The sequence below is a fragment of the Amycolatopsis panacis genome (assembly GCF_003600245.1).
Classification (GTDB): Bacteria; Actinomycetota; Actinomycetes; order Mycobacteriales; family Pseudonocardiaceae; genus Amycolatopsis; species Amycolatopsis sulphurea.
The window spans coordinates 1-17,153 of record NZ_QZFV01000081.1 but is presented as its reverse complement, the minus strand read 5'-3'; the positions used below and the strand labels follow the sequence as shown (position 1 = coordinate 17,153).

Genomic DNA, 17,153 nt, shown 5'->3' with positions numbered 1-17,153 from the left:
GGGTTCAGCGGACCAGGTTCTCCAGCTCCTCGCCCGCGGCGAACCGGCGGAGCTGCCGTTCGGTAAGCCGTTTTGCCCGTGGATAGAAGGAATCCGAGCCACCGGCGATGTGCGGGGTGATGATCGCCCCGTCCAGAGTCCACAGTGGATGATCGGCGGGCAGCGGCTCCGGGTCGGTCACGTCGAGCGCGGCACGCAACCGGCCGGCGGCCACTTCGGCGGTCAGTGCCGCGGTGTCCACCGCCGTGCCCCGGCCCACGTTCACCACCAGCGCCCCGTCCGGCAGCGCGGCCAGCTCGGCGGCGCCGATCAGCCCGATCGTCCGCGGGTTGTCCGGCAGGACCAGCAGCACGATGTCCACAGTGGGCAGCAGCTCGGGCAGCTCCGCGACGCCGTGCACACCGGGGCGCGCGGTGCTGGCGACCGGCACCACTTCGGCCTTTCCGGCGAGCAGATAGCGCTCGATCGCGCGGCCGATCGAGCCGTAGCCGACGAGCAGCACGCGGGTGTCGGCCAGCGAACGCGTGTGCACCCGGTCCCAGATTCCCCTCTGCTGCTGGGCGAACCAACGCGGGAAGAGCCGTTGCGCGGACAGTACGAGCGTGAGCGCGTGCTCGGCGACGCTGAGGTCGTGCAGGCCGCGGCCGTTGGCCAGCCGCACCCCGTCCGGCAGCAGCGGGAGCAGCTGGTCGTAGCCGGCGGACAGCGACTGCACCGCGCGCAGCGACGGCAGCCTCCCGAACAGGTCGAACGGCCGGGTCCCCGAATCGTAGGGGAGCACGTAGAACTCGACCTGCTCCAGCGCGTCCGGCGGGGTTCCGCGGCCGTCCCAGACCGCGGTGGTCAGCTCGGGCGGTACGGCCAGGTCCGGCCAGGGCAGCAGCACTCGGGCAGTCATCCACGCCTCCGCATCGGTCGGTGACCGCGGGCGCGGCCACCGACATTGTGCGACGTGTCAGGAATCGAGCTGCTGCTGGATCCAGGACCGGATCGAATCCACCCGCGCGGCGGTCTCCAGTCCCGGGTTCGGGCAGTCCGGGCCACGATCTTCGATCGCGATCAGCACCTTGTGCCCGCGCTCGCCGGGCACGAAGTAGGGCGAGCCGGAGTCGTCCGGGCACGGGCTGTTCTCCACGGTGCGCTCGTGCACGGGTGCGAGATCGATCTCGTACTGTCCCACCGAATGCACCGCGAAGTCCCCCCGCTTGAGATGGTCGGACTGCACGATCACCTTCGAGGACAGCGCGCCCCAGCCGACGAAGGTGGCCCGCTGCCCGACCGTCGGCGCCTCGCCGGGCAGGGACAGCGGGGTGATGTCGGTAACCGGGTTCTCCAGGCGAGCAAGCGCAAGATCGCTGTAGGGCGACTGCCGGACGTCCACGACCTGCGTGACGTGCCCATGCGGATCGGAGTCAGCGCGCTTACCCAGTGCCACCTTCATGTGGTACTCCGGGCGGCCGTCGACCCGATTGTCGCGGGTGTCGTGAAAGCAATGCCCGGCGGTGATGATCCATCCGCCGGCGATCAGCGCGCCACTGCAACCCCCGGTGCGTACCCCGCCACCCTCCTCCGGGATGTCGGTGGACGAGAGCTTGGCGCTGAACGAGGTGTCGAAACCCGGGTCCGCGCTCGACGGCGCGGTACCCCCGGTGGCGGCCCCGCTGTGCACTGACCCGGCCCTCTCCGGCGACAGCTGCCGCACGGCGACGGTGGTCCCGGCCAGCCCGGCTCCAGCGAGCACGGACACGACCACGGCACCGAACCGGAAACCCGCCCGCTGGGCGGCGGACGTCTTCACTCCCACCACCGGACCAAGGTAGCGAAGACCGTCACTCGAACGGGTTAAGCGGTCGACCTTGTCCCGCCGTCTGGGTAGAAGGCTTGCCTGAACGCTCCCGCTCGCTGCTCTGACCTGCCGTGAAGGGCACCTTCACGGCCCCAGAGTCCAGGGTCCCGGCAAAGTTGGTCGCGGACCCGTGATCAGCAGAGAGAGCCGTGGCTGCCCGACCGGTTTCGGGTCCGTGAGGGTGCCCCTGACGGACTCAGAGTCCGTGAAGGGGCCCTTCACAGCCCTCCGCAGCTGCGCAGGGCCCTCCACACCGACTTTGCCGACGCCCTGGCCCCAGAGTCCGTGAAGGGTCCCTTCACAGACCTTCTCACGCCCCGGTGCGGGTGAGTTCGGCGAGCTGGCCCGGTTGGTAGGAACCGGCCGGGGTCCGCGCGATCACGTTCATCCGGTTGGCCGCGTTGGTCATCGCGACCGAGCAGATCAGCACGGCGAGCTCGTCGTCGGTGTAGTGCTCGCGCATCCGTGCCCAGGTTTCGTCGGAGACCCCGTGGTGGGCATCGGCGAGCCGGGCGGCCTCCTCGGCGAACGCGAGCGCGGCGCGTTCGGCTTCGGTGAACACACTCGCTTCGCGCCACGCCGCGACCATGTTCAGCCGGAGCTGGCTCTCGCCCGCCGCAGCGGCGTCCTTGGTGTGCATGTCGACGCAGAATCCGCAGCCGTTGATCTGGCTGGTGCGCAACGCGACCAGTTCCTGCGTGGACAGCGGAAGGGAGGACTCCTTGAGCGCGAACGCGGCGTTGGCGAAGCGCTTCCCGAACTTCAAGGCCAGCTCGTTGCCCATCAGGTTGAACCGAACGTCCATGATGTCGCCCTCATCTCTCGTGTGCAGTGGCTGCCCATGAGATGTCGGTCGGACGGACCGTGTGACAGTGTCGGAGTGTGACGCACACCGCTGTCACAAATTCACGCGCAGCGGCATCTAGGAGACGACAGCGCCAATAGGGACAGGAGTCGCGTATGGTCACGCCGCCCGAAGACCACCCCGCCACCGAAGCGTTCCTGGCGCACCGCAATCTGCTCTTCACCGTCGCGTACGAGATGCTCGGGTCCGCGGTGGACGCCGAGGACGTACTGCAGGAGACGTGGCTGCGTTGGGTCGGCGTCGACCTCGCGGCAGTTCGGGACCAGCGCGCGTACCTCGTACAGATCGCTACCCGGCAGGCTCTCGGCCGGCTACGCACGCTGGGGCGGCGAAAGGAGTCGTACGTCGGCACATGGCTGCCCGAGCCACTACTGACAACGCCGGATGTCGCCGACGACGTCGAGCTGGCCGACAGCGTGTCGATGGCAATGCTGCTGGTGTTGGAAACACTCGCGCCGACCGAACGCGCAGTGTTCGTGCTGCGCGAGGTTTTCGACCTCGGATACGACGAGATCGCCGAAGCCGTCGGCAAAACCCCGGCCGCGGTGCGGCAAATCGCGCACCGTGCGCGAGTACACGTCTCCGAGCGCCGTCCGCGAGGCGCGGTCTCCGCCGCCCAGACTCGCGACGCACTCGCCGCATTCCAGCGAGCCACCGAAACCGGCGACCTGCAAAGCCTGTTCGATCTGCTGGCACCGGACGTCGTCTTCCTCGGCGACGGCGGCGGAGTCAAACAAGCCGTGCTCCGCCCGATCGTGGGCGCTGAGCGCGTTTCCCGGATGCTGTCCGCCGGTCTCCGCCGACTGACCGCAGTCACACTGCAGCCGACAGAAGTCAACGGCCACCCTGCCTTGGTGCTTCGCTTCGACGGCGAGATCGACACAGTACTCGCGCTGCGCATCGACGACGGTCTCATCTCCGGTCTGTACGCGGTGCGAAACCCGGCCAAACTGTCGCACCTGACTCGGGAAACTCCCTTGCAGCGCACCACTTAACCCCAGGTCGGCGTCCGGCGAGGTGTGCGATGAGGGAAGTGGTACGCGAGGCGGCGAGGTTCCCCGCCGCGGGTCCGGCCGCGCCGATGCGGCTCGGTGACGTGGCCGATCACGTCGGCTACAGCCCGTTCCACCTGGCCCGCGCGTGCCGCGCAACGGTTCCAGCTTCCAAGCAGCTGCTGGGCTGAACTGTTCGATGACCACCCGCCGCGGCCGGTCGGGGTCCCGGGACCGTTCCGGAAGGCGGGATGGCCACCGGGCGGGTCAGGCTGAGCCCGGCCGCGTCCGCCACGCTTGACCGGACACCGGCGGTCTACGTCGGACTCTTCCCACGGCATGCGGCGCGCGATCCCGGCCGGCGGCTCACTACTTGATGAGCGGCTGGAATTCCTGCTCACCGGAGTGCCACCGGGTTGGCTACCGGCTGCTGGCCTGCGCGTTGCCCGCCAGAGGCGACCCGCGCTAGCAGGTGCTGCCCTCGGTGCCGGTCGTCGGCGCGTACGCGGCGCCGGTGCGGATCCGGCCAGGCCTTGCTTTTCCTTCAGCAACGCGTCGATCGTGCCCGGCGCGAACGCCTCAGCCAGCCGCCACGCCGCTGCCTCGGCACCATCACGAGACGATGTGTTCTACGTCACTCGGCGTCCCTTCCGGCCGCCCGCAGGCCAGCCGATCTTTGTGCACCTCCGGCTTACACGGCTGGCATGACACGCCCACCCGACCCGGCCGCCCATCTCGCCAAGGAGATGGGTCGTCGACCTACAGCTACCGGTTCATCTCCGAACACCCCGCTGCCTTCGGCGTCGCACTGCTGTGCCAAGTCCTGCGTGTGCACCGCCCCGGGGTTCTGCGAATGGATCGCGCCTGCCAGGGCCGCGGGCGAGGAGGAACTGGCCACTGAGATCGCCGAGGTCCATGCCAAGCACGCAGGCGCCTACGGCTGCCCGCGGGTCACCGGTATCGCACCCGCAGCATAAAACCCCGGTGTCCGGCTCCCGGGGAAACCTCAGTTGCCGCCGAACGAGAGGTTCACCGCCACGGTCACCTGGCCGATTACGTCACGCTGCCGTTGGTCGGCGAGGACTACCTCAACGTGTCGCCGGTGACCTGCGTCGCATCGACGTCGGCGGAATCCTGGGCTCCAGCCCCCGCTCCCGGTGCGGGTCGGCATCGGTAGCGACGACGTGCGACAGGTCAGGCCCGGCGCCGCGAGCACCCACCCACCACCCCGTCGACGATCCGGCGAGCTGCAATTCGTAACAGCCGCCCGTCGCCCGGAACGATCGGACGTGGCTGGTGCGGACCACACCGTGGTTCACTAGTAGCCGGAACACTCAGTCCGGAACTGGAGGCGAGTCACGTGCGCACCGACGCGAGCCAGAACCGTGCCCGCATTCTGGACGCCGCGCGGGAGCTATACGCGGAAAAGGGGCTCGACGTCACCATGCGGGCCATCGCGAGGCGCGCCGGGCTCGGCGTGGCCACGCTCTACCGGCATTTCCCGCATAGGCAGGCCCTCGTGGTTGCGGCGTTCGAGCACGAGCTGGCGGACTGTGACCGGCTCAGCGAGGAGGCGCTCGCCGACCCTGATCCGTGGCGGGCCCTGCGTGGCATGATGGACCACGTCGTCCGCGCTCAGGTCGGCAACCGGGCCTTCACCTGGGCCTTCCGCGCTGAGTCCCGGGACGAGGTGGAGAGCGGCAAGGCATTGGCCGGGGCGATGACCAACATCACCGAGCTGGTGCGCCGGGCGCAGGAGAGTGGGGACCTGCGGGCCGATTTCTCGCCCAGCGACCTCGCCTTGCTCGTTCAGGCCAGCGACAGCCTCACGGCGACGTCCCCCGCCGCAGCGCGCCGTCTGGTCGCCTACCTCTTGCAGTCATTCTCCGCCCGCACCGCGACGCTGCCAGCTCCCGAGCCGGTCTCAGTGCTGGGTGCCAACTTCGGCTGAACGTCATCCGAGAAGCCTTCGCGCGGACGTTTCTCGCTTCTCCCGGATCAGCCGGATTCCCGCCGGTACGCGGTTAGCGTTCTTCTCATGACGATCACTTCTCTCGAACAAGATGACCTGGTCAAGGCGCGTGCCGAGGTTCTTGCGCGCGTGCGGGCGCTGCGCGCCGAAATGAGTGAGAACGGCGTGCGCATCGACGCCGAAGGGACCGACGTGGCGAAGAACATGCGGTTGCTCGGCGAGGCAGGCGTGAACCGGCTCAGCGTGCCCGCCGAGTACGGCGGCTTGTGGAGCGGAGGCACGTGGGGCGGCTGGCGCGACACGACCGAGGCGCTAATGGAGATCTCCGTCGCCGACGGTTCGACCGGCATGTGCTGGACCAACAACGGGCTGCATCCCCGCCGCCTGTTCACCGCGGACCTGCCCCGCGAGACCAAGGAGCAGCTGGCCGACGAGCTGATCAACGACGGCAGGCGCCTGGTCTTCTCCAACTCCGAGGCCGGCGCGAAGGGTCCGGTGACCGGCCGGCGGGTGCCAGGCGGAGTCGTGGTCAGCGGCACCAAGACGTTCAACACCAACAGCGGCGGCGGGGGCCGTGATCTCCTCATCGTCGGGTTCGCCATGCTGGGGCCCGACGAGGACCCCAAGACGGCGACGCGGCACGAAGCGCTGGTCCGGCTGGACGCGCCGGGCGTGCGGCAGGCGCACGACTGGGACAACATGGGCCAGCGCGGCACCCACAGCCAGACCATTACCTACGAGGACGTGTTCGTCCCCGACGGATGGCACTTCGCCTCGACGCTGGAGGACCCGAACGCGTTCGGCGCGGGCATGCTGTTCCACGCGGCACTGATGCAGGGCATCGGAGAGGGAGCTTTCGCGGCCGCGATCGGATATCTCCGGAGCCTGAACCGGGGGAGCATGCCGATGTTTCCCACCGCGCTGGAGGACCCGCTCATGCACCGGCAGCTCGGCGAGATGTCCAGCGAACTGGCCGCTGCCCGGGCGTACCTGCTGAGCGTGGCCGGATGGCTGGAGGAACCGGGCGCCGATCCGCAGACGATCACGATTCACGGATTCCGATCGAAGGTCGCGAGCAACCGGGTGAGCCTGGACGTGACTGGGCGGATCCACGACCTTACCGGCGCCCGCAGCACCGCCAAACGGTACCGGTTCGACCGGTTCTGGCGCAACGCCAGGACCTTCTCCACGCATGACTCGATCGACGCGAAGAACGCGCTCATCGGAGCGTACGAACTCTCGGGCGAGTTCCCGAACGTCCTTGACTACTTCAGGGTCTGAAGATGGATTCCACCGCTCTGCGTACTGCTTTCGCGTCCTTTCCCACTGGCGTCACCGCCCTTGCCGGGCTGGTATCCGGCAAGCCGACGGGGATGGCGGTCAGTTCGTTCGCCTCGATTTCCCTGGAACCGCCGTTGATCGCCGCCTCGATCCAGCGCACGTCCACCACGTGGCCGATTCTCCGCGACGCTACCGCGCTCGGGGTGAGCGTGCTGGCGGAACACCACGGGGAAGTGGGCAGGCGGCTGTCGGGGCCCGGGGACCGGTTCGCGGGGGTGGACTGGACGACGTCGCAGTCAGAGGCGGTCTTCATCCAGGGGGCGACTGCCTGGTTCGATTGCACCCTGCACCAGGAAATGCCGGCGGGCGATCACGTGATCGCGCTCCTGAAGGTGACGGCGGTCGAATTCCGGTCCTCCTCCCGGCCGCTGGTGTTCCACGGAAGTGGCTTCCGACGGCTCGCCTGAACCGGTGCACTACCGGATCGCGAGGCTTGCTCTTGGGCGGCGGGAAGCCGGTTCTGCCACGGACGGAATGAAATGAAATGAATGTCGTTGCTACGGCATTCACACTGGCGCCTCGGGCGCGGTCGGGCCTCGTGCCGACCCGACCGCACCCGAGGCGAGCGCGGAAGACGTAATCGAGACGATGGTGCGGGCGGTGCCCTTCGCGAATGCGGTCACTGCATCGGCGGGGGCGTCTCTGTACGCCGCGATCGCCTTCGCCCATTCTTCGGCCTGTTGCGGGGTGTGGCCGTCGGCGATGAGCCGCAGCACCAACGCCGCCGGGTCAAGCCATGGTGCGCCGACGCTCGACCACGCCCAGTCGACGATCCGCGCGCGGTCGGAGACGAGGATGTTGAGCGGGTGCATGTCGCCGTGTACAAGGCTGTTCCCGTTGACGGCCTCGATCCCGCGCCGCTCCCAGTCCAGCAGTTCCGGCAGGTGGGCCTTGTCCCAACTGTCAAGTTCGCGGTCCGATTTGGACAGCCGACGCCACGGGGCGGGCCATGCCCATTGGTCCGTGGACTTCTCAAGTTCGACGGGGGACGGGCTTAAGCTCCCGCGCCATCGCAGCTACGGTTTCGGCGACCATCTGCAGGTCCGGCGAGCCCGGCGCAAGGCTGGGGTGATGCCCGCTGAGGGCCTCGAACCCGAGCACGTGCCACCCGTCGGCGGTCACTTCCCAGAGGAGACGCGGAGCAGCAGAGTTCGGCCGGGCCCCGACCCGTGCTTCCGTCTGCTGCGCCCGCGCTCGCCGTGTGCCAGTCAGGACGCCCATGACGAAGCGGCCGTGCGCGGTCTGGAGCGTTGCCAGGAAATCGGAGTTCCGGCCGTTGTCCGGAGAAACCGTCGCGGCCACGGCACCTGTCCGGCTTTCGATCGCTCGCCGGACAGCGGCGGGGAGGCTCGCCCAATCCTGGCTGACCATGCTGCCTCTTCGGTCTAGCTCCGCGCGGGAGACGGGGGCGGATCGGGAGCACTTGGCGCACTTCGCCGCGGCAGTGAACCACAGGGGCTCGTCCACCGCGAACCCCGCCGCCCGAATGGCGTCGGTGTTCGGCGCATCATGTCGAAGAAGGAAGAGAGGGATCCCCGATGAACCCGCTACTGCTCGACTGGCTGACCATCTTCCTGGCCCCGATCGCACTTCTGCTGTTGCTGCCCGCCTCGATCAAGGCCGGCGCGGCCCGGAAGGCCGGTGAGAAGCCACCGGCGTGGACCGCGGGTGCGCAGGCGGTCGGGATCGCCTTCCTGCTGATCGTGGTGCTGACTCAGGTGCTGAAGTGAGCTTGGCTCACCCCAGGGTGTCTCTGGGGAGTAGTTCCTGGTGGCGACGGGTCATGGCCTCGTATTCGACATAGGCCCGGGAATTCTCCGGGCCGCCCGCGGCCATCATCTCGTCGTGCGCGATGCTCTGCGCCGCATTCACGCTGGCCACCTGCTCCATGTGCGCGATCGCGCGAAGGGTCTCGTCCCGATGGTCGGCCAGGCCGGGCATACCGCGCTCGGCCAGCCGGCTATACAGGTCGGCGGCCTCGGCGTGCACCTCGGCGGCCCGCCGCGCCCACGCCACGTGCAGCCGGAGGTAGTCACCGAACGTCATCGGGCTGCCGTCGTCGCCCTGCGCCAACTCATCCACCCCAGCATCGTGCCATGAAGGAGGCAGCCCGGGGGTGGAAAACCCGAAACTCGCCTTTGCAGTGTCCTATGTAGACGTCTAGCCCCGAGTCAGCCGGAGTACCCCGCGGCTGGAGAACATCGAGTGGAACGACGACGGTTCGGGCAGCGTGACCGGCGGTGAGCCGGACGGTTCCGCCGAGCACCCGGCCACGGCCAGCAACAGCAGCACCCCGGCGAGCCGGTACCTCATGGTTCCAGTACTCCTACCTGTCCGGTGTGTCCGCCGCACAGGACGCCGGTAACCGGCCCCTCGCAGGACAACTGCTGTCCAGCCTCAGCTACCAGATGGCGAACGTGGGCGACCCGGCCGACACGGCGCTGCTGGCCCGGTCCGCAGTCACCGGGACCCGCGACGCCACGCCCGTCGTCCGGGCGCTGCTGCTGGAGCGGGTCGCATGGGCGAATGCGCGTTCCCGCGACGCCGACGGTGCTGTGAAGGGAACCTTCACGGACTCAGCGTCCGTGAAGGTTCCCTTCACGACCTTCACCGATCCGGCCGGAGCCGTCCTCAGTGGACGAATCAGACCAGGTCGAACCGGTCGGCGTTCATCACCTTGTGCCAGGCGGACACGAAGTCCCGCACGAACTTCTCCTTGGCGTCGTCGCTGGCGTAGACCTCGGCGACGGCGCGCAGCTCGGAGTTCGACCCGAAGATCAGGTCGACCCGGGTGCCGGTCCACCTGACCTCACCGGTGGCCCGGTCGCGGCCCTCGAAGATCTCGCCGTCCCCGGCCGCCGGCTGCCACTCCGTACCCTGGTCAAGCAGGTTCGCGAAGAAGTCGTTGGTCAGCTTGCCGGGATTCTCGGTGAACACGCCGTGCGCACTCTGCTGGTAGTTCGCACCCAGCACGCGCAGGCCGCCGACCAGCACGGTCAGCTCCGGCGCGGTCAGGTTCAGCAGGTTGGCCCGATCCACCAGCAGGAACTCCGCGGGCAGCTCGCCGCCCTTGCCGCGGTAGTTGCGGAACCCGTCGGCGACCGGCTCCAGCGGCGCGAACGAGTCGGTGTCGGTCTGCTCCTGCGAAGCGTCGGTGCGGCCCGCGGAGAAGGGCACCTGCACCTCGACGCCGGCGTCCTTGGCGGCCTTCTCCACCGCAGCCACCCCGCCGAGCACGATCAGGTCGGCCAGCGAAACCTTCTTGCCACCGCTTTGCGCGCTGTTGAAGGATTCCTGGACGCCTTCGAGCGTACGCAGCACCTGCGCCAGCTGGTCCGGCTCGTTGACCTCCCAGCCACGCTGCGGCTCAAGCCGGATGCGCGCACCGTTCGCGCCACCGCGCTTGTCACTGCCGCGGAAGCTCGACGCGGACGCCCAGGCCGTGGACACCAGCTGCGCCACGGTCAGGCCGGAGCCGAGGATCTTCGCCTTGAGGTCGGCCACGTCCGCGTCGCCGACCAGCTCGTGGTCCACGGCGGGCACGCGGTCCTGCCAGATCAGCTCTTCCTGCGGCACCAGCGGGCCGAGGTAGCGCTGGATCGGGCCCATGTCGCGGTGGGTCAGCTTGAACCAGGCCCGCGCGAAGGCGTCCGCGAACTGGTCCGGGTTCTCGTAGAACCGCTTCGAGATCTCCCCGTAGACGGGGTCGAAACGCAGCGCGAGGTCGGTGGTCAGCATGCCGGGAGTCCGGTTGAGCTTGCCGTCCTCCGGGTCCGGCACGGTGTTGCGGCCCTTGCCGTCCTTGGGCGTCCACTGGTGCGCCCCCGCCGGGCTCTTGACCAGCTCCCACTCGTACTCGAACAGGTTGTGGAAGAACCAGTTGCTCCACTGCACCGGCGTGGGCGTCCAGGTCACCTCCAGGCCGCTGCTGATGGTGTCCCGGCCCTTGCCGCTGCCCAAGCCGTTCTTCCAGCCGAGGCCCTGCTCCTCCAGCGGGGCACCCTCCGGCTCCGGGCCGACCTCGGTATCCGGCGCGGCACCGTGGGTCTTGCCGAAGCTGTGCCCACCGGCGATGAGCGCGACGGTCTCCTCGTCGTTCATCGCCATCCGGCCGAAGGTCTCGCGGATGTCGCGCGCGGCGGCCAGCGGGTCCGGATTGCCGTTCGGGCCTTCCGGGTTCACGTAGATCAGGCCCATCTGGACCGCGGCCAGCGGCTTCTCCAGGTCGCGGTCACCGGTGTAGCGCTCGTCGCCGAGCCAGGTGCGCTCCGGGCCCCAGTAGACGTCCTCATCCGGCTCCCACACGTCCGCGCGGCCACCGGCGAAGCCGAAGGTGGTGAAGCCCATCGTCTCCAGCGCGCGGTTGCCGGCGAAGATCATCAGGTCGGCCCACGAGATCTTGCGGCCGTACTTCTTCTTGACCGGCCACAGCAGACGGCGCGCCTTGTCCAGGTTCACGTTGTCCGGCCAGCTGTTCAGCGGCGCGAACCGCTGCATGCCCGCGCCCGCCCCACCGCGGCCGTCGTCGATCCGGTAGGTACCGGCGCTGTGCCAGGCCATCCGCACCATCAGGCCGCCGTAGTGCCCGAAGTCGGCGGGCCACCAGTCCTGCGAGGTGGTCAGCGTCGCGTCCACGTCGCGGGCCAGCTCGTCCAGGTCGAGGGACAGGAATTCCTTGGTGTAGTCGAAATCGCCGTCCATCGGGTCGGCGGCCGCGCCGTGCTTGCGCAGGATCTTCAGGTTCAGCTGCCGCGGCCACCATTCGCGGTTGCCGCCCCCCTCTGTCGGGTGGGCGAAGCGCCCGCCCGCGACCGGGCACCCGCCCGCGCTCTCCTCGTTGATGTCGCCGATAACGGCGTCAGGGGTCTCAGTCACTGCAATCCTTCCGGGAATCGATGGCGCTCAAGAAGCAGGAATGGCCGCACAGGCCGGGCAAAGACCCCAGTAGACGACTTCGGCCTCGTCGATGACGAACCCGTTCGCTTCCGAGGGGGTCAGGCAGGGAGCCGGGCCGACGGCACAGTCGACATCGGCGATGGCGCCACACGAACGGCACACGACGTGGTGGTGATTGTCCCCGACCCGTGCTTCGTACCGGGCGAGGGAACCGGGCGGCTGGATGCGCCGCAGCAGCCCCGCGCCGGTCAGCGCGCGCAGCACGTCGTAGACGGCCTGGTGCGAGACCTCGCCGAGGTCCGCGCGCACGACACCGATGATGGACTCCGTGTCCGCATGCGAATGGGCGTGCACCGCGGAGAGCACGGCCACCCGGGGCCGGGTCACCCGCAGCGCCACCTCGCGCAGCATCCGCTCGAAGTCCGTAGTCGTCGGCACGCCCCCAGTCTGCCGTATTTTCTGGAATCAATCAAGATTGGCATTTGGCCGAAGCGTCCCCCGCCTGGCGGTGTCAACCCGATGGGGTGGCGATACGGTGAGTATCCGCACGACACGCCCGACACATCGAGGTGACGCCAGATGTCCGAGGCCGCCCCATCGCCCAGTTCCACACCCGTTGGAGTGGACACCAACCGGGCGAGCATCGCGCGCGTCTACGACGCGGCGTTGAACGGGACGAACAACTACGAGATCGACCGCCGGGTGCTGCAGCAGGTGGCCCAGGTCGCTCCCGAGGTGAACGACCTGGCCTGGGCGAACCGCAACTTCCTGATCCGGGCCTGCCGGTTCCTGGCCACCCAGGGCCAGGTCACCCAGTACCTGGATTGCGGCTCCGGCCTGCCCACCGCCGAGAACACCCACCAGGTCGTGCAGCGGATCATCCCCGAGGCCCGGGTGCTCTATGTGGACAACGACCCGGTGGTGCTGGCACACGGGCGCGCGCTGCTGGAGGAGAACCAGTACACCAAGTTCATCGAGGCCGACATCTTCAAACCGGCCGAAGTGCTCGGACACGAGACCACGCGGGAGTTCCTGGACTGGACCAAGCCGATCGCGCTGCTGCAGAACGGCACCCTGCACCACTATCTCGGCGACGACTACGCCGAGCTGATGCAGTCCTTTGTGGACGCGCTGCCGCCCGGTTCGTTCGTGGTGGTCGCCCATTTCCTCGACCCGCAGACGCCCGCACACAGCGAGATCGCGCGGCGGATGGAGGAGAAGTTCACGCACAGCCCGATGGGCAGCGGGGTGTTTCGCACCTACGAGCAGATCGGCACCATGTTCGGCGGCACCGAGCTGGTCGAGCCCGGTCTGTCGCTGTGCGAGGACTGGTGGCCGGACGGCCCGCGCTACCAGGCGCTCAACCAGGTCCAGGAGTGCATTGCCGGCGGGGTCGGGCGCAAGGTCTGAGCCGGCCCCGCCCCCGACGGGTGGCCGGACCCGGGTTCAGCGCAGCCTGCGAAAGTCCGGATCGGACAGCGGCGAATCGGGATTCAACGCGATCCCGCCGGCCCGCAGAAGGTCGTCCAGCACGGCCCACACCGAGCGCGCGAGCAGCTCACCCAGTTCGCCACGGCCGAGTTCCCGTGGTTCGTCGAGCCAGCGTGCGGTGCTCGCCTCGATGAATCCGACCAGCCCGTGCACGAGGGTCTCGCCGATCCGCCGATCCGCGCCGAACACACCGAGGTAGTAGTCGAGCCGGACGGCCAGCTGACCGGCGATCACGGTCTTCACGTCGGCGACCGCGTCGCCCCACCCGGTGCTCGAATGCCGCACGAGATACTGGTACAGCGCCCGGTGCCGGACGACCCACTCGATATGCGTGCCGATCGCGCTGCGCACCAGCTCGCGCGTGGTGCCCGCGGCCGTCGCCAGCGGCTCGAACTCGGCGGCGATCATCTCCGCGGCCCGCCGCGCGATCGCCTGCTGCAGGTCGGCGGCGTCGGTGAAATGCTTGTATACGCGGGTGCGCGCGACCCCGGCCGCGTCGGCAATCTGCTCGGTGGACGCCTCCGGCCCGTACCGGGCGATCGCCCGCAGACCGGCGTCGACGAATTCCTGGCGCCGGCGTTCCCGCTGTCCTGCCCAGCGAGCCGCCCGCCCGTCGGGCGGGGGCGGAAAGCCTGACTCCGTCATCGGGGGAGAGTGTATCGCCGGAACGCGGTGCGAACGGGTGATAGCGCCGGCTACTCCGCGTACACCGGGCTCCGCACCGCGGCCCCTCGGTGACCACCGGCCGTCCGGGGATCGCGGTCCTCCGGTCATCCACGCGAGCACCTCACGCTCCGTGCAGGGCACCAGCCGCCGCCCTCGCCCGCGCGCGGCGAGGAAGCCATCGATTGTCCACAGTGGCCACTCCGCAGCCCGTGAGCAGCAAGGAATCATTCCACAGCAAGCACAACCCAGACGGCACACACACCGTCCCGGTCGCCGGCGAGAGGGTTTCGCCGCGTGCCTCGATCCGACAACACATCCCGCCGAGACCCCCTGTCGATCCAGCCCCGGACTCAGCCAGTGGACACAGCGACAACTCGATCTACCCGGCTCCCCGCCCGGACAGCTCCCAGACTCCACCGGCGGGCGGACACTGCGTCAACCCGGCTCCCGCGACCCACGCCCCGGGGACAACCCCCGGCCGTTCACCGACGACGGCGAGGCTTTCCCCGGCCCGCAGGCTTCGGCACACCGCCTTGACCCGAAGCGGTACGACCACGCGGCGGCTTACGCGCCCGCACCGGTTCCGCGCCTTTCGCCTTCGCCTCCTGCTGCCCGCGAGTGCTGTTCACCGTGCGGCCGCGGACGATGCCGATGAACTGCTCCACCAGCTCGCTCGTCGTACCCTCCGGCCAGGACAGTGCGACCTGCGACTGCGGGGCGCCGGTGAGTGTGCGGTAGGTCAGGTCACGGCGATGGTGCAGCCGGGCCAGCGACTGCGGCACCACGAGCAGGCCGGCCCCGGCGGCGACCAGTTCGATCGCGTCGCCGGTGGTGGCCGGGCGTTCCCGGGCAGGTATGCCGGGCGGGGCGGGCCAGCCGAGCGGATCGTCGAGCGGGTGCAGCAGCACCTCACCGGCCAGGTCCGCGCCGGAGACCTCGTCCGCCGCCGTGATCAGGTGATCCTTGGGCACCACGACCACTGTGGTCTCGGTGTAGAGCGGGATCGCGTGCAGGCCCTCGCGGTCGCCGGGCAGCCGCAGCAGGACCGCGTCGGCCCGGTCCTCCCGCACCGCGTCCGCGGCCTCGCCGACGAGCAGCGCGATCAGCTCCAGCGGCACGTCCGGTTCGCGCTCGCGCCAGATCCGCACCCACTTGGCGGGGGTCGCCCCCGGTACATAGCCGAGCCGGAAGACCGGCGCTCCTGTCACCGGGCCAGGCTACCCGGACCGGGTCGGATTACCCTGGCAGGCATGACTTCGCAGAAGAGCACCCAGACGATGAAACCGGCCACCGCGGCCAAGAAGCTGGGCGTCTACCTGGAAGCCACCCCCGCCGAGTTCCGCGCGGGCGTGGTCTCCCGCGACGAACTGAACGCGCTGCAGGCCGATCCGCCGGAGTGGCTGCGCGAACTGCGCCGCAACGGGCCGCACCCGCGCCCGGTGGTCGCGGCCAGGCTGGGCGTCTCGATCGGCGGCCTGGCCCGGGGCGGGATCACCGAACCGCTCACCACCGAGCAGATCGAGACGCTCAAAACGGACGAGCCCGACTGGCTGCGCCGCGAACGCGAGACCCAGGCCGAGGTCCGCCGGGAAGCCGCGCGGCTGAAGGCGCAGCCCGCCGGAGAGTAAAGCCCGGCACCGTTGCCAGGACCGCGGTATCGTGCTGCGCGCGGGCTGGATACGCTCCGGTGTGTCAGCCGCCACGGGAGCCCGGGCAAGGAGGCGCCGCGCATGTCGTTCACCGTCGATCCGAACACTCCGGTGGGAGTCGATCCGAACCGTGCGAGCGTCGCGCGGATCTACGATTACGCACTCGGCGGGTCCACCAACTACGAGATCGACCGGAAGACCTTCAGCCAGCTCAACGAGGCGATGCCTGGCCTGTGGGACGCGGCGACCGAGAACCGCGCGTACCTGATCCGCGTGTGCCGGTTCCTGGCCACGCACGCGGGCATCACGCAGTATCTCGACTGCGGTTCCGGCCTGCCCACCTCGGAGAACGTGCACCAGGTCGTCCAGCGCCTGCAGCCGGACGCGAAGGTCGTCTATGTGGACAACGACCCGGTCGTCGCCGCGCACGGCCGCGCCCTGCTGCAGGACAACGACCGGACCCGGTTCGTCGCCGGCGACATCTTCGACCGGGCGAGCATCCTGGAGAACGAGGTGGTCCAGACCCATCTGGACTGGACCAAACCGATCGCACTGCTGTTCTTCCTCGCCCTGCACCACTACCAGGGCGACCGGCACCGACCGGCGGAGATCATGCGCGACTACGTCGACGCGCTGCCCTCGGGCTCCTATGTGGCCATCTCGCATTTCTACGACGCGGGCCCGGAAGGCGACCCCGAGGCCCTGCGCGCGCTGCAGGAAGCCGTCGCCAACGGTGCCATGAACGGCGTCACCGCGCGCACCCGCGAGGAGATCCTGGAGATGGTGGAGGGGCTGGACCTGATCGAGCCCGGCTTCGTGGAAGTGCGCAACTGGTGGTCCGACGGACCGCAGCTGACCGCGCCGTCCAACGCCCAGCGGATCATCGCCGGGCTCGTCGCACGCAAACCCTGATTCTCTCCGGAAAGTCGGCTTCGGCAAGTGCCCGGTCTGGACGCATCGCCACCGGACGTGACATCTGTAAGAGCTGATTCCCTCCCGAAAATTAGCGTACGCGTACGTCGACTTCACAACAGGCAAATGCAACGGGCCGAACACGGCTCACAGACCCGGCCCCTGCGGATCGCTCCAGTCCACCATCGAGCGCGCACAGCCAGCCGCGTCCCGCGCAGGTTCCCGACTCTCGTCCCGTGCGAGTGCCCACTCTCTCCGGAAAGTTGCCGTACATGTACGCCAACTTTCACCCAGCCATATACACCGAGCAGAACCGCACAGCCCCAGCCCTGGCCCAGCGACACCCACCGCAACCCAGCCGATTCCACAAGGTGGCGCTCGCCGCCCCGGCCGACGAGCGCCACCGAACCCCCAGGGTTCCGGCAAAGTCGGTGTAGAGGTCTGTGAAGGGACCCTTCACGGACTCTGAGTCTGTGAAGGGTCCCTTCACAGACCCGAAACCGGTCCGGCGCACGCCACGAGG

At 69.1% G+C, this 17,153-nt stretch carries 20 protein-coding genes; 10 read left to right on the top strand and 10 right to left on the bottom strand.

Annotated features, from left to right (window positions below):
• Positions 1–4: 4 nt before the first annotated feature.
• From D5S19_RS14910 to D5S19_RS14900, 3 genes are all read right to left on the bottom strand, one after another.
• Complete coding sequence (locus D5S19_RS14910) at positions 5–898, bottom strand: 2-hydroxyacid dehydrogenase (RefSeq protein ID WP_120023940.1); 894 nt, start codon at positions 896–898, stop codon at positions 5–7.
• Between the two features lie 57 nt (positions 899–955).
• The gene (locus D5S19_RS14905; protein WP_199730507.1) at positions 956–1,807 is read right to left on the bottom strand and encodes a S1 family peptidase; all 852 of its coding nucleotides are present in this window, start codon (positions 1,805–1,807) and stop codon (positions 956–958) included.
• Positions 1,808–2,156: 349 nt separating this feature from the next.
• Positions 2,157–2,651 (bottom strand): carboxymuconolactone decarboxylase family protein, encoded by a 495-nt coding sequence (locus tag D5S19_RS14900; RefSeq protein WP_120023939.1) that lies wholly within the window; start codon positions 2,649–2,651, stop codon positions 2,157–2,159.
• Positions 2,652–2,806: 155 nt separating this feature from the next.
• On the opposite strand from D5S19_RS14900, the gene D5S19_RS14895 reads away from it, so the two are divergent.
• The 6 genes from D5S19_RS14895 (at position 2,807) to D5S19_RS14875 (ending at position 7,423) form a co-directional block, all read left to right on the top strand.
• Positions 2,807–3,706 carry an RNA polymerase sigma-70 factor gene (locus D5S19_RS14895; RefSeq protein WP_120023938.1) on the top strand — a complete coding sequence of 300 codons (900 nt, stop codon included), beginning with the start codon at positions 2,807–2,809 and terminating at the stop codon, positions 3,704–3,706.
• A 29-nt stretch (positions 3,707–3,735) separates the two neighbouring features.
• Positions 3,736–3,894: a helix-turn-helix transcriptional regulator gene (locus tag D5S19_RS14890; RefSeq protein WP_120023937.1), complete on the top strand. Its 159-nt coding sequence runs from the start codon at positions 3,736–3,738 to the stop codon at positions 3,892–3,894.
• Positions 3,895–4,530: 636 nt separating this feature from the next.
• Positions 4,531–4,680, top strand: a complete 150-nt coding sequence (locus D5S19_RS31685; protein WP_147397399.1) for a transposase — start codon at positions 4,531–4,533, stop codon at positions 4,678–4,680.
• A gap of 383 nt (positions 4,681–5,063) precedes the next feature.
• Complete coding sequence (locus D5S19_RS14885; protein WP_120023936.1) at positions 5,064–5,654, top strand: TetR/AcrR family transcriptional regulator; 591 nt, start codon at positions 5,064–5,066, stop codon at positions 5,652–5,654.
• Positions 5,655–5,741: 87 nt separating this feature from the next.
• Positions 5,742–6,956: an acyl-CoA dehydrogenase family protein gene (locus tag D5S19_RS14880; RefSeq protein ID WP_120023935.1), complete on the top strand. Its 1,215-nt coding sequence runs from the start codon at positions 5,742–5,744 to the stop codon at positions 6,954–6,956.
• A 2-nt stretch (positions 6,957–6,958) separates the two neighbouring features.
• Positions 6,959–7,423, top strand: coding sequence for a flavin reductase family protein (locus tag D5S19_RS14875; protein ID WP_120023934.1), 465 nt, complete (start codon positions 6,959–6,961; stop codon positions 7,421–7,423).
• Positions 7,424–7,522: 99 nt separating this feature from the next.
• Here the strand turns inward: D5S19_RS14875 and D5S19_RS14870 are convergent, their stop codons facing one another.
• Complete coding sequence (locus tag D5S19_RS14870; RefSeq protein ID WP_120023933.1) at positions 7,523–8,032, bottom strand: phosphotransferase family protein; 510 nt, start codon at positions 8,030–8,032, stop codon at positions 7,523–7,525.
• A 522-nt stretch (positions 8,033–8,554) separates the two neighbouring features.
• Here D5S19_RS14870 and D5S19_RS14860 point away from each other — a divergent pair.
• Positions 8,555–8,746 (top strand): hypothetical protein, encoded by a 192-nt coding sequence (locus D5S19_RS14860; protein ID WP_120023931.1) that lies wholly within the window; start codon positions 8,555–8,557, stop codon positions 8,744–8,746.
• 7 nt (positions 8,747–8,753) lie between these two features.
• Here D5S19_RS14860 and D5S19_RS14855 read toward each other — a convergent pair whose 3' ends face one another.
• The 4 genes from D5S19_RS14855 to D5S19_RS14840 all read right to left on the bottom strand — a co-directional run bounded on the left by D5S19_RS14855 (position 8,754) and on the right by D5S19_RS14840 (position 12,350).
• On the bottom strand, positions 8,754–9,098 hold the full coding sequence (locus tag D5S19_RS14855; RefSeq protein WP_233573919.1) for a hypothetical protein: 345 nt from the start codon (positions 9,096–9,098) through the stop codon (positions 8,754–8,756).
• A 78-nt stretch (positions 9,099–9,176) separates the two neighbouring features.
• Positions 9,177–9,329 carry a hypothetical protein gene (locus tag D5S19_RS31995; RefSeq protein ID WP_158605538.1) on the bottom strand — a complete coding sequence of 51 codons (153 nt, stop codon included), beginning with the start codon at positions 9,327–9,329 and terminating at the stop codon, positions 9,177–9,179.
• Between the two features lie 330 nt (positions 9,330–9,659).
• Positions 9,660–11,891, bottom strand: a complete 2,232-nt coding sequence (gene katG / locus D5S19_RS14845; protein ID WP_120023930.1) for a catalase/peroxidase HPI — start codon at positions 11,889–11,891, stop codon at positions 9,660–9,662.
• 27 nt (positions 11,892–11,918) lie between these two features.
• A complete protein-coding gene (locus D5S19_RS14840; RefSeq protein ID WP_120023929.1) occupies positions 11,919–12,350 on the bottom strand; it encodes a Fur family transcriptional regulator in 432 nt (143 codons plus the stop codon).
• Positions 12,351–12,491: 141 nt separating this feature from the next.
• On the opposite strand from D5S19_RS14840, the gene D5S19_RS14835 reads away from it, so the two are divergent.
• Positions 12,492–13,322: an SAM-dependent methyltransferase gene (locus tag D5S19_RS14835; RefSeq protein ID WP_120023928.1), complete on the top strand. Its 831-nt coding sequence runs from the start codon at positions 12,492–12,494 to the stop codon at positions 13,320–13,322.
• Positions 13,323–13,358: 36 nt separating this feature from the next.
• Here D5S19_RS14835 and D5S19_RS14830 read toward each other — a convergent pair whose 3' ends face one another.
• Together D5S19_RS14830 and D5S19_RS14825 are read right to left on the bottom strand one after the other, a co-directional pair.
• Positions 13,359–14,048 (bottom strand): TetR/AcrR family transcriptional regulator, encoded by a 690-nt coding sequence (locus D5S19_RS14830; protein ID WP_120023927.1) that lies wholly within the window; start codon positions 14,046–14,048, stop codon positions 13,359–13,361.
• Positions 14,049–14,551: 503 nt separating this feature from the next.
• On the bottom strand, positions 14,552–15,277 hold the full coding sequence (locus tag D5S19_RS14825) for a LysR family substrate-binding domain-containing protein (RefSeq protein WP_120023926.1): 726 nt from the start codon (positions 15,275–15,277) through the stop codon (positions 14,552–14,554).
• Positions 15,278–15,319: 42 nt separating this feature from the next.
• Between D5S19_RS14825 and D5S19_RS14820 the strand changes: the two genes are divergently transcribed.
• Complete coding sequence (locus D5S19_RS14820) at positions 15,320–15,697, top strand: DUF5997 family protein (RefSeq protein WP_199730506.1); 378 nt, start codon at positions 15,320–15,322, stop codon at positions 15,695–15,697.
• 102 nt (positions 15,698–15,799) lie between these two features.
• On the top strand, positions 15,800–16,630 hold the full coding sequence (locus D5S19_RS14815) for an SAM-dependent methyltransferase (RefSeq protein ID WP_120023925.1): 831 nt from the start codon (positions 15,800–15,802) through the stop codon (positions 16,628–16,630).
• Positions 16,631–17,153 lie beyond the last annotated feature (523 nt).